The sequence below is a fragment of the Rahnella sp. RcJ3 genome (assembly GCF_009498575.1).
Classification (GTDB): Bacteria; Pseudomonadota; Gammaproteobacteria; order Enterobacterales; family Enterobacteriaceae; genus Rahnella; species Rahnella aceris.
Genome location: NZ_QSNX01000003.1, coordinates 246,737 through 261,395 on the forward strand (window position 1 = coordinate 246,737; position 14,659 = coordinate 261,395).

General features: G+C 52.8%; 12 protein-coding genes. 8 read left to right on the top strand and 4 right to left on the bottom strand.

What is annotated here, in order from left to right:
• Positions 1 to 48 precede the first annotated feature (48 nt).
• Complete coding sequence (lrp, locus tag DXU84_RS05925; RefSeq protein WP_013574775.1) at positions 49 to 543, bottom strand: leucine-responsive transcriptional regulator Lrp; 495 nt, start codon at positions 541 to 543, stop codon at positions 49 to 51.
• Between the two features lie 732 nt (positions 544 to 1,275).
• Here lrp and trxB point away from each other — a divergent pair.
• The 5 genes from trxB (at position 1,276) to infA (ending at position 6,981) form a co-directional block, all read left to right on the top strand.
• Positions 1,276 to 2,244 (top strand): thioredoxin-disulfide reductase, encoded by a 969-nt coding sequence (trxB, locus tag DXU84_RS05930; protein ID WP_015689578.1) that lies wholly within the window; start codon positions 1,276 to 1,278, stop codon positions 2,242 to 2,244.
• Between the two features lie 148 nt (positions 2,245 to 2,392).
• A complete protein-coding gene (cydD, locus tag DXU84_RS05935) occupies positions 2,393 to 4,159 on the top strand; it encodes a cysteine/glutathione ABC transporter permease/ATP-binding protein CydD (protein ID WP_013574773.1) in 1,767 nt (588 codons plus the stop codon).
• A gap of 2 nt (positions 4,160 to 4,161) precedes the next feature.
• Positions 4,162 to 5,883 (top strand): cysteine/glutathione ABC transporter ATP-binding protein/permease CydC, encoded by a 1,722-nt coding sequence (cydC, locus tag DXU84_RS05940; RefSeq protein ID WP_041689066.1) that lies wholly within the window; start codon positions 4,162 to 4,164, stop codon positions 5,881 to 5,883.
• 51 nt (positions 5,884 to 5,934) lie between these two features.
• A complete protein-coding gene (gene aat / locus DXU84_RS05945) occupies positions 5,935 to 6,669 on the top strand; it encodes a leucyl/phenylalanyl-tRNA--protein transferase (RefSeq protein WP_013574771.1) in 735 nt (244 codons plus the stop codon).
• Positions 6,670 to 6,762: 93 nt separating this feature from the next.
• Positions 6,763 to 6,981, top strand: coding sequence for a translation initiation factor IF-1 (gene infA / locus DXU84_RS05950; protein WP_002211347.1), 219 nt, complete (start codon positions 6,763 to 6,765; stop codon positions 6,979 to 6,981).
• A 221-nt stretch (positions 6,982 to 7,202) separates the two neighbouring features.
• Here the strand turns inward: infA and clpA are convergent, their stop codons facing one another.
• Both clpA and clpS read right to left on the bottom strand, forming a co-directional pair.
• Positions 7,203 to 9,485, bottom strand: coding sequence for an ATP-dependent Clp protease ATP-binding subunit ClpA (gene clpA / locus DXU84_RS05955; protein ID WP_013574770.1), 2,283 nt, complete (start codon positions 9,483 to 9,485; stop codon positions 7,203 to 7,205).
• A gap of 27 nt (positions 9,486 to 9,512) precedes the next feature.
• Positions 9,513 to 9,833, bottom strand: coding sequence for an ATP-dependent Clp protease adapter ClpS (clpS, locus tag DXU84_RS05960; RefSeq protein ID WP_013574769.1), 321 nt, complete (start codon positions 9,831 to 9,833; stop codon positions 9,513 to 9,515).
• Positions 9,834 to 10,226: 393 nt separating this feature from the next.
• Between clpS and cspD the strand changes: the two genes are divergently transcribed.
• On the top strand, positions 10,227 to 10,448 hold the full coding sequence (cspD, locus tag DXU84_RS05965) for a cold shock-like protein CspD (protein ID WP_013574768.1): 222 nt from the start codon (positions 10,227 to 10,229) through the stop codon (positions 10,446 to 10,448).
• Between the two features lie 292 nt (positions 10,449 to 10,740).
• Entirely contained in the window at positions 10,741 to 11,730 is a 990-nt protein-coding gene (locus DXU84_RS05970) for a VirK/YbjX family protein (RefSeq protein WP_153375083.1), read from the top strand.
• Here the strand turns inward: DXU84_RS05970 and DXU84_RS05975 are convergent.
• The gene (locus tag DXU84_RS05975) at positions 11,727 to 13,460 is read right to left on the bottom strand and encodes an ATP-dependent endonuclease (RefSeq protein ID WP_013574766.1); all 1,734 of its coding nucleotides are present in this window, start codon (positions 13,458 to 13,460) and stop codon (positions 11,727 to 11,729) included. The genes DXU84_RS05970 and DXU84_RS05975 overlap by 4 nt on opposite strands.
• Positions 13,461 to 13,649: 189 nt before the next feature.
• Between DXU84_RS05975 and DXU84_RS05980 the strand changes: the two genes are divergently transcribed.
• Positions 13,650 to 14,549 (top strand): lysine exporter LysO family protein, encoded by a 900-nt coding sequence (locus DXU84_RS05980; protein ID WP_013574765.1) that lies wholly within the window; start codon positions 13,650 to 13,652, stop codon positions 14,547 to 14,549.
• Positions 14,550 to 14,659: the final 110 nt, after the last annotated feature.

Below are 14,659 nucleotides of genomic sequence, written 5' to 3' on the forward strand. Positions count from 1 at the left end.
AGATACACAGGAGTGTAGCTAAAATGACAAGGTTTTGCACCAGAACAATTACCGGGTCTTAATGACCAGGCGATTTGTCTGTTTCACTTCTTCCATCACCACGTAGGTGCGGGTGTCGTTAACACCTGGCAGACGAAGTAAAGTCTCACCTAACAGCTTACGGTAAGCAGACATATCAGGTACGCGGGTTTTCAACAGGTAGTCGAAGTCCCCTGAAACCAGATGACACTCCTGAATATCTTCGAGTTTTTGTACTGCCGCATTGAACTGTTCAAACACATCCGGGGCGCCGCGATTGAGGGTAATCTCAACAAATACCAGCAACGATGCGTCCAGATAATGCGGGTTGAGCAATGCAGTATAACCATTGATGAAGCCCTGACGTTCAAGACGACGAACGCGCTCCAGACATGGAGTTGGAGATAATCCCACACGTTTGGAAAGCTCGACGTTTGAAATCCGGCCATCCTTTTGCAATTCGTTGAGGATGTTACGGTCAATACGGTCGAGATCTTTTCCCGGACGTTTTTTGTTGTCTACCATTATTATTGTCTCTCTGCTGTCCTTCCCTGCACCTGCCATACCCCAGCCAACTTCAATGTCTAAGGGTTGTCCCAAGCGAAGACCCGATGATTAAGGTTTACGCATCCAAAAGCCGCGTTGATCCCCTGTCAAAAGGAACACGGCCATAAAACGGATACTCAAAAGAAATAACCTTGTGAAATTAATAGATTGAAAACCACCAACCTGATTCACTAAACCCTGCTGCGACATAAAAACCAAAAAGCAATACCAGGACGGGTCCGTAGCAGCCAATTGCATAAATTCAAGTCACAGACAGGCAGTTAATTTCTTCTTCCCCTGATGTTTTCGCAAATGCACAGCGGATTGTCAAAGTAAAAGAAGCAAAATCAGAAGAACGTGCCAGATTGAAAAGCGGACGCCCCCTTTTTAGCTGTCTTTTATCTATGAACAATAACAACGCATCTCACCCATTATTTCGGCCAAATCCCTACAAACAATCCTGAATTGTGGCTAAATTAACGCGTTCTGATGAACAACGTTCACAACGATCGGTCGCCGGAATGCTGGTTTTTCATCCTATCCATCAAACAGTTATCTGCCTCATCAATATTGGCGAAATCCTTTTTACGCGGGTTACGCAGTAAAAACTATCAGACAAATCGTTAACAACATCTGAGTTTACTTTTTTTACTGCGCCGTTTTCCCTACAATCGGTTTATCGCTTGTCGCCATCGCGGAGATGAATTACGCATGAGTACGGTTAAACACAGTAAGTTATTGATCTTGGGTTCCGGTCCGGCGGGTTATACCGCAGCGGTTTATGCTGCGCGTGCAAACCTCAATCCGGTATTAATTACCGGTGTGGAAAAAGGCGGTCAGCTGACCACCACTACCGAAGTGGAAAACTGGCCAGGTGATCCGGAGGGCCTGACCGGTCCGGGCTTAATGGAACGTATGCATGAGCATGCCACCAAATTTAATACTGAGATCATTTTCGACCACATCAACAAAGTCGATTTGCAGAACCGTCCGTTCCGCCTGACTGGTGACAGCGGTGAATACACCTGTGACGCGCTGATCATCGCAACCGGCGCTTCAGCACGTTATATCGGTCTGCCTTCTGAAGAAGCTTTTAAAGGTCGCGGCGTGTCAGCCTGCGCAACCTGTGATGGCTTCTTCTATCGCAACCAGAAAGTCGCGGTTGTCGGCGGTGGCAACACCGCTGTTGAAGAAGCTCTTTATCTGGCCAATATTGCCTCTGAAGTGCATCTGATTCACCGTCGTGACAACTTCCGTGCAGAAAAAATTCTGGTGGATCGTCTGAATGACAAAGTGGCCAGCGGCAATATCGTTCTGCATACCCATAAGACCCTGAATGAAGTGGTCGGCGATCAGATGGGTGTGACAGGCGCGAGCCTGCTCGACGTGCGCACTGATGAGAAATCGCAAGTGGATGTGGCGGGCGTGTTCATTGCTATCGGCCACAGCCCGAATACCGGCATTTTTGAAGGCCAGCTGGAACTGAAAGATGGCTACATCAAAGTGCAGTCCGGCTCTCATGGCAACGCCACCCAGACCAGTATTCCGGGCGTCTTCGCAGCGGGCGATGTTATGGATCATATCTACCGTCAGGCGATCACTTCTGCCGGAACCGGTTGTATGGCCGCACTGGATGCAGAACGCTATCTGGACGGTTTATCTCAAGCCCCGGATTTATAATTACGCCTGCGGCTAGTTATCGGACCAAGAGTCCATACAAAGAGTAACGAATAAGGCGGCTTAATTGCCGCCTTATTGTTTTCAGTGTTGAGCCAAGCATGTAACATGAGCGCCCTCCCATCCGGATTGCTGCACAGACTGATGCCTGATGAATAAAACACGACAACAAGAACTTATCCGCTGGTTAAAACAACAAAGCTCACGCGCCAAAGGCTGGATCCGTCTGTCTATGATGCTGGGTTTACTTTCCGGTTTGCTGATCCTCGCGCAAGCCTGGCTGATGGCCGGATTACTGCACAGCCTGATCATTGACCACACACCGCGTGATGCCCTGCTGCAAAGTTTCCTGTTAATGGCGCTGACGTTTGTTCTGCGCGCTGTGGTCACCTGGCTGCGTGAACAGGTGGGCTTTATTTGCGGACGTGTTATCCGTCAGGAAATGCGCAAGCTGGTGCTGGATCGTCTCGAGAAGCTGGGACCTGCCTGGATCCAGGGAAAACCGGCGGGCAGTTGGGCCAGCATTATTCTTGAACAAATCGAAGATATGCAGGATTACTATTCCCGTTATCTGCCGCAGATCGCTCTCGCAGGTATTATTCCCCTCCTCATCCTGGTCAGTATTTTCCCGATTAACTGGGCCGCCGGGCTTATTTTGCTGGTGACAGCGCCGCTGATCCCGCTGTTTATGGCACTGGTCGGTATGGGGGCCGCTGATGCGAACCGTCGTAACTTTGTCGCGCTGGCGCGTCTGAGTGGGAATTTTCTCGACAGCCTGCGCGGTCTTGATACGCTTCGCCTTTTCCATCGCGGCACAGCGGAAATCGACCAGATTAAGCGTTCAACTGAAAACTTCCGCGCCCGCACGATGGACGTTCTGCGTCTGGCCTTTTTATCTTCCGCTGTACTCGAATTCTTCGCCTCTATTTCTATCGCCGTTGTCGCGGTTTACTTCGGCTTCTCCTATCTCGGTGAACTCAATTTTGGCAGTTACGGCACGCCTGTGACCCTGTTCGCTGGCTTTCTGGTACTGATACTTGCCCCTGAGTTTTTCCAGCCTCTGCGTGATCTGGGCGCGTTTTACCACGCCAAAGCGCAAGCCATCGGCGCAGCAGAAAGTTTAGTCACGTTTCTGAGCGCAGAAAGTGCCGATATGGGTGACGGCGAGCAACCCTGGCCAGCCGGGCAGACAGTGGCACTGGCAGCCCGCGACGTCATTATTCAGTCACCGCAAGGCAAAACGCTGGCCGGTCCGTTAACGTTTAGCATTCAGACCGGACAACGTATCGCGATTGTCGGCCTGAGCGGCGCGGGGAAAAGCTCCCTGCTCAACGCCCTGCTGGGCTTCCTGCCTTACCAGGGTTCCCTTACTGCCAGCGGTATTGAACTGAAATCATTGCGTAGTGACGAATGGCGTAAACAGCTGAGCTGGGTGGGCCAGAACCCGTATCTGCCCGAACTTACCCTGCGCGCCAACATTCTGCTTAATCAGCCGGAGGTCAGTGACGAACAGCTTCAGTCCGCCATTGAACGTGCGTATGTGAATGAATTTCTACCCTTGTTACCGCTGGGGCTGGAAACTGAACTGGGTGACAGTGCTGCGCGGTTATCTATCGGACAGGCGCAACGCGTCGCCGTTGCCCGCGCCCTGCTCTCACCATGCAGTTTGTTACTTCTCGATGAGCCGACCGCCAGCCTGGATGCGCACAGCGAAAAACGTGTAATGAGCGCGCTGAGCGAAGCCTCAAAAGCGCAGACTTCACTGCTTGTAACGCATCAACTGGAAGATACCCGTGACTACGACGAAATCTGGGTGATGGAGAAAGGCCTGATCGCTGAGCGTGGCACCTTCGCGCAACTGGTGACTCAGAACGGTTTATTCGCCAGTCTGCTTTCCCGGCGGAATAAGGAGCTTTAATGATGAAAACCCTTCTGCCTTATCTCGCCCTGTACCGCCGCCACGGGTTCCGTCTGTCACTGGGTGTCATTCTGGCCATCGTCACCTTACTGGCGAGCATCGGTCTGCTGACGCTCTCTGGCTGGTTCCTGGCAGCCTCGGCAGTGGCCGGTGTCGCCGGTTTATACAGCTTCAACTATATGCTGCCCGCAGCCGGTGTGCGCGGTGCTGCGATATTTCGTACCGCAGGCCGCTATGCTGAACGTCTGGTCAGCCACGACGCGACCTTCCGTGTGCTGGCGCATTTGCGGGTGTTTACATTCACAAAAATTCTGCCGCTGTCACCGGGGGGGATTGCACATTTCCGTCAGGCTGACCTGCTTAACCGCCTGGTCGCCGATGTCGATACGCTCGATCACTTATATCTGCGGGTCATTTCTCCGTTGGTGAGTGCGCTGGTGGTGATCATTCTGGTGACCTTCGGCCTGAGCTTCCTCGACGTGAAACTGGCGCTGACGCTGGGCGCGATTATGCTGGTGCTGATGCTGCTCCTGCCGGTGATTTTCTACCGCGCGGGAAAACCTGCCGGACGTGAACTGACGGCGCTGCGCAGTAGCTACCGGATGCAACTGACATCGTGGTTACAGGGGCAGTCTGAACTGGTGGTTTTCGGCGCTCAGTCGCGGTTCCGCCAGCAACTCAATGATATCGAACAGCGTTGGATGTTGCGCCAGCAGCAGCAGGCAAAACTCACGGGCCTCTCTCAGGCAATGGTGATCGCAGCGGCCGGTCTGACCGTTACACTGATGCTATGGCTGGCTGCCGGTGGTATCAACCAGTTCCCGCAACCGGGCGCACTGATCGCACTGTTTGTCTTCACCCCGCTGGCGGCATTCGAAGCGCTGGGACCTGTAGCCGCCGCATTCCAGCATCTCGGGCAGGTTATCGCCTCAGCTCAGCGCGTCAGCCAGATCATCGACCAGCCCGCAGATGTGACCTTCCCGTCTCAGGGCCCGCTGGCCGGTGAACGGGTTAGTCTGTCGCTGAAAAATGTGACTTTCAGCTATCCGGGGCAACCCTTGCCGGTGCTGAAAAATATCAATCTGGATGTCCGTGCCGGTGAGCACATCGCCCTGCTTGGTCAGACCGGTTGTGGCAAATCCACCCTGCTGCAACTGCTGACTCGCGCCTGGGATATCAGCAACGGTACGTTGGAAATCAACGGTCATCCGGTTGCTGATTATGATGAAGCGACACTGCGCAAAATGATCACCGTCGTCAGCCAGCGTGCGCACGTCTTTAACACCACGCTGCGCGAAAACCTGCGCATGGCATCGCCGCAGAGCACCGACGAACAAATCGCCGATGCTCTGAAACAAGTTGATTTACATGTCCTGCTGGAAAACGAAGGCCTGAATGCCTGGCTCGGTGAAGGCGGACGTCAGCTTTCCGGCGGCGAACAGCGTCGTATCGGGCTGGCGCGAGCTTTGTTACATGACGCGCCACTGTGGTTGCTGGATGAACCCACGGAAGGGCTGGATGCAGAAACGGAACAACACATTTTGGCACTGCTGCACAAGCATTGTCAGAATAAGACGCTACTCTTAGTGACGCACCGTTTGCACGGTCTGGAAGCCCTCGACAGGATATGTGTTATGGAAGAGGGGCAGATTGTGGAACAAGGCGATCACCAGACGTTAACCGCGGCACAAAGTCGTTATGCAAGGTTCCTTGCCCGCGCCTGACGGGGTTGTTTGTGGTTTTACGGCGGACGTGTCCGCCGGATAAGGAGATCTATGCGGTTAGTTAAGCTTGAGGCCAATTCATTGAATTTCCCGGAACCTGAAACCGCATTGCAGGAGCCGAATGGCCTGCTGGCTATCGGGGGCGATCTTACCGCTCCCCGCCTGCTTTCCGCGTACCAGCATGGCATTTTCCCCTGGTTCGAGCCGGGGGAAATGATCCTCTGGTGGTCACCTGACCCCCGCGCAATTTTGGTCCCGGGAGAACGCCACGCCAGCCGCAGTCTGAAACGTTTTATGCGCAAGATGCCGTTTCGTTTCACCCTCAACCAGCAATTTGAGCAGGTGATCCATGCGTGCGCCATGCAGCGTGAAGATGGCACCTGGATCGGGCCGCTGGTGCAGCGTGGTTATCAGGAATTGCATGAAGCCGGACGCGCGCACTCGGTTGAAGTCTGGGAAGGTGATGAACTGGTTGGCGGTTTGTACGGCGTTTCTGTCGGCGGATTATTTTGCGGTGAGTCGATGTTCAGCCGGCGGGAGAATGCCTCTAAGTGCGCGCTTATGCTTTTTTGCCAACATTTTTCCCGCAATGGAGGAGAACTGATTGACTGTCAGGTGCTCAACCCTCACACTGCGTCGCTGGGTGCGAGAGAGATCCCCCGCCGCCAATTTTTGCAGCAGTTATCCGCACTTTCGCAACGCGCGTTAGCACCGGATTGCTGGTTGCCACAAGACTTATCCCCACATGATGAAGACCTGCCGGTGTTCCCGAAGGATAGGGAATAGGTGCGGTCATGGACCATACTTCTTTACATAATGTGGGTTTTTCGGCATTATCTTGCCGGTTAAAAACTATGGTAGTTAGACCTAGAGGATTCGATGGCCAAAGAAGACAACATTGAAATGCAAGGCACCGTACTGGATACGCTGCCAAACACTATGTTCCGTGTAGAATTAGAAAACGGACACGTAGTTACCGCTCACATCTCCGGTAAAATGCGTAAGAACTACATCCGCATCCTGACGGGCGACAAAGTCACTGTAGAGCTGACCCCGTACGACCTGAGCAAAGGCCGCATTGTCTTCCGTAGCCGTTAATAAGCGGCTCACTCATCGCTGATTTTCCGGCGATACCTGAGGATACCCTTTTCGCCCTTCCTGCTGTTGCAAGGGCGTTTTGTGGTATCCGCAATCCGGCGTTTTGTTCCATTATCCTTTCTGAAATCCCTCACTAATTACTGCAATTAAATAAAGAATTTCAGAAAGAAAAAAGGCGATGTTTTCACATCGCCTTTTGTTTTTTCATGCTTTATGAAAAATTAATGCACCGCACCTTCCGGTTTTTTCTTCTGCGCACTCATAAAGTGATAAGTGAGCTTGTCAGCCGCCTTATCCAGTGCCACAGAGACGGAACCGCCATCCACCAGTGAACCAAACAGCAGCTCGTTAGCGAGTGGTTTTTTCAGGTTTTCCTGAACGGTACGGGTCATCGGACGCGCACCCATCGCACGGTCATAGCCTTTCACTGTCAGCCAGTCGCGAGCCTCGTCGCTGACTTCCAGAGAAACGCCTTTCGCATCCAGTTGCGCCTGCAGTTCGACGATAAACTTGTCGACAACCTGCTGGATAACTTCCGTAGACAAATGGTTGAACCAGATAACGTTGTCCAGACGGTTACGGAATTCCGGCGTAAAGGTCCGTTTGATCTCTTCCATCGCATCCGGGCTGTTATCCTGATGCACCAGACCAATCGATTTACGTTCCGTTTCACGCACACCGGCGTTAGTGGTCATCACCAAAATCACGTTACGGAAATCTGCTTTGCGACCGTTGTTATCGGTCAGCGTACCGTTGTCCATTACCTGCAGCAGCAGGTTGAAGACATCCGGATGCGCCTTCTCTATTTCATCAAGCAGCACGACGGCGTGCGGATGTTTAATCACCGCATCCGTCAGCAAACCGCCCTGATCAAAACCGACATATCCCGGAGGCGCACCGATCAGACGGCTGACCGTATGACGTTCCATGTATTCGGACATATCAAAACGCAGCAGTTCGATATCCATCGCTTTCGCCAACTGAACCGTCACTTCGGTTTTCCCCACCCCGGTTGGACCGGCGAACAGGAACGAACCGACAGGCTTGTGATCCTGACCCAGACCGGCGCGGCTCATCTTGATCGCTTCGGTCAGTGCTTCAATGGCCGGATCTTGTCCGAAGACCAGCATTTTCAGGCGGTCGCCCAGACTTTTCAGGACATCACGGTCTGTCGCAGACACAGTTTTTTCCGGAATGCGGGCAATACGCGCTACGACACTTTCGATATCGCTGACATTCACGGTTTTCTTGCGTTTGCTGACCGGCATTAACCGGCTACGTGCGCCCGCTTCGTCAATCACGTCGATGGCTTTGTCCGGCAGATGACGGTCATTAATGTATTTGACCGACAGCTCGACCGCCGCACGCACCGCTTTCGCGGTGTAGCGCACATCGTGATGCGCTTCGTATTTGGTTTTCAGGCCGTTAATAATCTGGACGGTTTCTTCAACGCTTGGCTCAGTAATATCAATTTTCTGGAAACGCCGTGCCAGAGCGCGATCTTTCTCAAAGATATTGCTGAATTCCTGATAGGTCGTCGAACCAATCACGCGGATTTTGCCGCTCGACAGCAACGGTTTGATGAGGTTTGCCGCATCCACCTGACCACCTGACGCCGCACCGGCACCGATAATCGTGTGGATTTCATCAATAAACAGAATGCTGTTTTTATCCTGCTCCAGCTGTTTCAGCAGAGATTTGAAACGTTTCTCGAAATCACCGCGGTATTTGGTACCCGCCAGCAACGAACCAATATCCAGAGAATACAGGGTGCAATCCGCCATTACTTCCGGCACATCGCCCTGCTCGATTCGCCATGCCAGCCCTTCGGCAATGGCCGTTTTACCTACGCCGGATTCGCCCACCAGCAGCGGGTTGTTTTTACGGCGACGGCAGAGCACCTGAATGGCGCGCTCCAGTTCTTTGTCACGGCCAATCAGCGGATCGATACCACCTACGCGCGCTAACTGGTTAAGATTAGTGGTGAAGTTCTCCATACGATCTTCCCCCGCCGACTGTTCTTCGTTAACTGGGTTTTCCGCATTGTTTTGCGCCTGGCTACCCGATTCATCTTTACGGGTGCCGTGCGAGATAAAGTTCACCACATCAAGGCGGCTGACATCATGTTTACGCAGTAAGTAGGCAGCCTGAGATTCCTGTTCGCTGAAAATCGCGACCAGAACGTTGGCGCCGGACACTTCACTGCGGCCAGAAGATTGCACGTGGAATACCGCACGTTGCAGAACGCGCTGGAAACTCAGCGTAGGCTGGGTGTCACGTTCCTCTTCACTGGCAGGTAAGGTGGGTGTGGTTTGCTCGATGAAGGCTTCCAGTTCCTGGCGCAGGGCCACTAAATCAACTGTACAAGCTTCGAGCGCTTCACGGGCAGCAGGGTTGCTGAGCAACGCCAGCAACAGGTGCTCCACGGTCATAAACTCATGCCGGTGCTCACGGGCTCTTGCGAAAGCCATGTTGAGACTGAGTTCAAGTTCTTGATTGAGCATAGGCACCTCCCAAATAGATTGCCTTAATCAGGCTTTTTCCAGCGTACACAGCAACGGATGCTCATTCTCCTTGGCGTACTCATTTACGTGTGCGACCTTGGTTTCCGCGACTTCGGCAGTATAAACGCCGCATATCGCTTTACCTCTGTAGTGCACCTGGAGCATCAGTTGCGTTGCACGTTCAATATCATAAGAAAAGAACTTTTGCAGAACGTCAATCACAAATTCCATTGGAGTGTAATCGTCGTTGTTTAATATAACTTTATACATAGATGGCGGTTTTACCTCATCCTTTTGCTTATCCGCCGCCAAATGTTCAAAATTTAGCCAGTCTTGATTATTACCCATTGCCTGTTCATCACCTGTGAAGATCGTATTGGAAGCCAAATACACAAACGGGAAGACTTTCTGCAGAGCCTCGCGCTGTTATTACCGTATTTTACCATCTCTGGCCTCACCTTGCCGCTGCACAAAATGTCTACGTACGTCAGACAACGCCGGGCAAAACTTAACAAAATATGTCAATAGCGTTACCTGCTTCAAACTTTGGTTATCTGCTCCCCCGCGACAAATGCCGTTTCCTTGACGTCTAACTCTATTCCACTAGAGTGTAAATTCGTGAGCTGAACGGAGTTTAAACCGGCCTGAACAGACGCTTATCCGCCGTGTTCCGGCCTTCGGGCTCACTCAACTGGCTTTATCTATTTACTACCAGACTAGTCATGAGAGGGATGTAGAAGCATGCAGACGGGTACTGTTAAATGGTTCAATAATGCTAAAGGCTTTGGCTTCATTTGCCCGCAAAATGGCGGTGAAGACATCTTCGCTCACTACTCCACAATCCAGATGGAGGGTTACCGGACTCTGAAAGCCGGCCAGCAGGTCAATTTCGACGTTCATGAAGGCCCAAAGGGGAATCATGCCAGTCTCATTATTCCAGTGGAAAGTGAAGTGGTCGCCTGACCGGTTCAGCATCACGCATCAGATAACGCTTCAACTGCAAATGCCGGTCACTTACTGACTGGCATTTTTATTTATGGGGGAGAATGCTTCCGGCTTCAAGTCCTGAGCGTGAAAAAAAGTACATTTTTTAGACACAAATTGCTAAGACACATCATATGAGGATGTAAATCTAAACATCATCTCAACAAATTACATGCAATTTCTCCATAATTCCCACCGTTGTATACCTGTTTATTCTTGGCCTGATGAAATAGCCACCACAAAACTCTGGCTCACGACAACAGGTATTTCCATGACTACTTTCAGCTACCCTTCTGTAGAAAAGGCGCCACTTACCGGCCTTCAGTTAATGAAGGCATTGCTCACCCGTCAGATAACGCCGGGGCCATCATGGGAATTACCACGCTATCGCCTCAAATTCCTCTTCCGCACGCTGGCGCACCCGCGCAGAACGCTTGGGATGCTTGATTATCTGGCACAGCATCCGCAGCGCGACGAAATCCTGACCGCCATGCCCAGCCTGCCTTGTAAGCTGCACAGGGCGTATCAGTCGGCAAATATCACGCCGCAACAGGCGATGAAACGCATCACTGATCACTACGATATGATTGGTCATTGCCTGCCCGACGCTATTAATCACGGTTATCTGAATAAAAAGCCGATGGCGATCGCCACGCTGACAGGCAAAGAGGGGCAACATTTTTTTGTCGCCTTTAATGCCATCAGCCGTCTCGATAAAGAAGGCGAAGCCACCCTGACATTTAATACTCCGCAGGGTGAACCGATTGCGATCGTGACGTTTTCGTTTATTGAATATCAGGGGCGTCCTACGCTGTTTATCGGCGCGTTACAGGGGCCACGCGCGCACGTGGATCATCTGGAGATACAAACAGCGACCAAAGCCTGCCACGGTTTATTCCCTAAACGTCTGGTGATTGAAGCGCTGACCACACTCGCAGACGTCACCGGCATGCAGCAAATCGTGGCGGTGGGAAATCACACCCATATTTATGAAAACCCGCGCTACAAAAAACGCAAAGGCATGGTGTTTGCCGATTACGACAGTTTTTGGGAAACGCTGGATGCTAAACCGGGCGATGACGGTTATTTCCATTTACCTTCACAGATTGCCCATCGCCCGCTGGAAGAAATCGCCAGTAAACGACGCTCGGAATACCGTCGCCGTTACCAGCTGTTAGACGATCTGGAAACGCAGATCCGTCGCACTTTTTCCAGCGGACATGGCAACCCCGTGATAACCGAAAACAGCCACGCCGCTTAATCCGCCCTGCCGCGTGCCAGCCATGCCACGCGGGAAAACATTTGCCGCAGCAGCGGAGGAATAGACGAGGTTCCCCGCAACGAGGCCGCAAGTGCCACATCAATCGCCAGATCTGGCTTCGAACTGCGGTGAATGGCTTTATCGATAATTCTTCTCGGCGACATCGGCACATTGTCCGGTATCGCCGCATTCTTGCGGTAAACGTCTTCAAAACCCTCGCGATACAAAAAGTGTTCGATATCCTGCGACGGCAACGCCGTCAGGCGATATCGCAGCGTATCATTGTGGTTTTCCACGTTCGCAATCACTGTCGCAGCATATTTGCGACCGGCTTCGTCACCGTCGACCAGCGCATGCCATTCGATGCCCATTTGCCGCGCAAAACGCAGCAGAGGCTTCAGGCCACATTGTGCAAACTCAATAACCTTTATCCCTTCCGATTCAAAATGATAACCACACTGACGCGCCAGCTGGTTCAGCAACCAGACTTCGGTCTCGCCTTCCACCAGCAGCCAGCAGCGGGCGAATAAAGACGAGGGACGGTTAAAACGGATATGGAAAGCGATGCGGCGGCTGTCTTCCATACTCAGCCCTTCAGGACCGATGGCGTAAGCCGCGACGCGGCCGGACTCACGCACCAGTCTGCATATTTGCTCAACGGGCACCAGCGACAACAAATCGCCGGAGTTGGTGGTGGTGATACGCTGCAACGGCAACTGATCCAGTAATCCCCAGGCCACCGATAGCATGATCGGATGCAAACGGGTTTCGGGGTCTTCAATGAGTAACAGTGGCCGGGCATCCGGATGCAGCACCACCGAGCCTTTCGCCTGTAACAATGTCGAGAACATGCCAAGCAGCATCACCCGCATACTGCGGCTGTTGGGTTCGGCAATCATGCGATTGATGTTATCCAGCGAACGCCATGCGCGGCGGCTCTCCGCCCGGCCATGACGCTTTTGCTGCCAGGGTGCGCTGCTGGACGTCCCCTGCTCGGCAAAATAGTGTTCCAGCAACTGTCGCATCGCCGACAGGCCACTGCGCAGTTCACTGTTTTTCAGCGTCTGCGGGCTGTGAACCAATTCGCGCGTCAGTTCATCAAGCTGTTTTGCCAGCTCTTCATTATTGACTGCCAGCCGCGGCGCCAGTGTTTCGCTGCGCAGACGGCGAATAAAGCGCGCATCGCGTAAGCGTAATACCGGGTTCAGGCGGATCAACGCCTGCGCAAGCGGATCAATCGTCGTCAGATTTAAAGGCTGACCGTTGGACGACAGAAAACTGCGCAGCGTCATCACGCTGCCATCGTCGTCCAGCTCTCCTTCAAGACGATAATAGATACGGTTCAGTTTATCGGCACATTTCACCCAAAGCGGTGAGAGCGGATTAAAGCGCGGCGACATATGATGACCGGCCTGGTTCTCGCAAAATGTAAACACCACGTGCAGGTACTGTGATTTGGCCTCCTCTTCGCCTGCCGGGAAATAGAAATCCTCCTCTTTAAAGCAGTACAATTTAGATTCGGGGGAAAGCAGCAGAGTTAACGCATCGAGCAGGCTGGATTTCCCCCAGGCGTTCTCGCCGATTAACACGGTGTTGGTCAGAAAGGATTCGGCCTGCCCCTGATGGGCAGAACCGGTAATCGATGCGCCACGTTGCGCGGGCTGCGTCAGCGTCAAAGACAGGCGGTTAATCCCGCGAAAACCGACAATATCAACACGTTCCAGATACATCAGACGCCTCCTGTGTGCTCAAAACTTTCCTGAGCATGGCGTTAAAAATCGGTTCAGGTCAAGCTCGCAGAGATATCTCTGCGTGCCGAAGCTGCTTTACAGTCAGATAACTTTTCGTTAGCGTGGCGGGCGGCATTTTATGTGCTGCGCGCCACTCATGGGATCTTACTTTTCAGGGACTTTTGCATCATGTACTCCGGGCTGTTAATTATTCTTTTGCCGCTGATTGCCGGCTACCTTATTCCGCTCAAAAACCGTGCCCTGTTGCATCTTGTTAACCAGTTACTGAGCTGGATGGTGTACGTCATCCTGTTCATTATGGGCATCAGTCTGGCTTTCCTGGACAATCTCAGCACCAATTTGCTGCTGATTTTCAAATATGCCGCCGTCTGTTTCCTGTGCATCTTCGTGATGAACTACGCCGCGCTGTGGTTGCTGGAACGCCGCAAGCCCTGGAAAACGCAGTATAAACAGGAAAAATTGCCGTCCCGCATTCACATGGCACTGGAATCACTGAAACTGTGCGGCGTGGTGGTCGGGGGTTTTGCGCTGGGTCTGACACAATGGCACTGGCTTACCTTCGCGTCGCAGGCCAGCGAAATCGCGTTGTTATTCCTGCTGGCGCTGGTCGGTCTGCAACTGCGCAACAGCAGCATGACCCTGCGCCAGATTATCCTGAACCGTCGCGGCATGATGGTAGCAATCGTGGTGGCCCTCAGCGCCCTGATTGGCGGTGCACTTGCCGCACTGCTGCTGGGTTTACCGCTGAAAACCGGGCTGGCCATCGCCTCCGGTTATGGCTGGTATTCGCTTTCAGGCATCGTTCTGACAGATTCTTTCGGACCGGTGATTGGCAGCGCGGCCTTCTTTAACGATCTTGCCCGCGAACTCTGCGCCATCATGCTGATTCCGACACTGGTGCGCAGCAGCCGTTCGACGGCTCTCGGCCTGTGCGGCGCGACATCCATGGACTTTACCCTGCCGGTGTTACAGCGCAGCGGCGGACTGGATATGGTGCCTCCGGCCGTGGTGCACGGCTTTATCCTCAGCCTGATTGCCCCGGTCTTAATGGCCTTTTTTTCTGCCTGATCCCTGCCCGTCCCGCTGCCATCCCGCAGCGGGAACCGCCCGGCAAAACTTGCGGTAAATCAACTCCGCGTCACTTTGTCTTAAAAATCCCTTCATTTCTGTCTCAGCCA

What these genes read in the sequence shown, in the direction of transcription:
- lrp (WP_013574775.1), bottom strand. Translation starts at nt 543, where the DNA reads ATGGTAGACAACAAAAAACGTCCGGGAAAAGATCTCGACCGTATTGAC.
- trxB (WP_015689578.1), top strand. Translation starts at nt 1,276, where the DNA reads ATGAGTACGGTTAAACACAGTAAGTTATTGATCTTGGGTTCCGGTCCG.
- cydD (WP_013574773.1), top strand. Translation starts at nt 2,393, where the DNA reads ATGAATAAAACACGACAACAAGAACTTATCCGCTGGTTAAAACAACAA.
- cydC (WP_041689066.1), top strand. Translation starts at nt 4,162, where the DNA reads ATGAAAACCCTTCTGCCTTATCTCGCCCTGTACCGCCGCCACGGGTTC.
- aat (WP_013574771.1), top strand. Translation starts at nt 5,935, where the DNA reads ATGCGGTTAGTTAAGCTTGAGGCCAATTCATTGAATTTCCCGGAACCT.
- infA (WP_002211347.1), top strand. Translation starts at nt 6,763, where the DNA reads ATGGCCAAAGAAGACAACATTGAAATGCAAGGCACCGTACTGGATACG.
- clpA (WP_013574770.1), bottom strand. Translation starts at nt 9,485, where the DNA reads ATGCTCAATCAAGAACTTGAACTCAGTCTCAACATGGCTTTCGCAAGA.
- clpS (WP_013574769.1), bottom strand. Translation starts at nt 9,833, where the DNA reads ATGGGTAATAATCAAGACTGGCTAAATTTTGAACATTTGGCGGCGGAT.
- cspD (WP_013574768.1), top strand. Translation starts at nt 10,227, where the DNA reads ATGCAGACGGGTACTGTTAAATGGTTCAATAATGCTAAAGGCTTTGGC.
- DXU84_RS05970 (WP_153375083.1), top strand. Translation starts at nt 10,741, where the DNA reads ATGACTACTTTCAGCTACCCTTCTGTAGAAAAGGCGCCACTTACCGGC.
- DXU84_RS05975 (WP_013574766.1), bottom strand. Translation starts at nt 13,460, where the DNA reads ATGTATCTGGAACGTGTTGATATTGTCGGTTTTCGCGGGATTAACCGC.
- DXU84_RS05980 (WP_013574765.1), top strand. Translation starts at nt 13,650, where the DNA reads ATGTACTCCGGGCTGTTAATTATTCTTTTGCCGCTGATTGCCGGCTAC.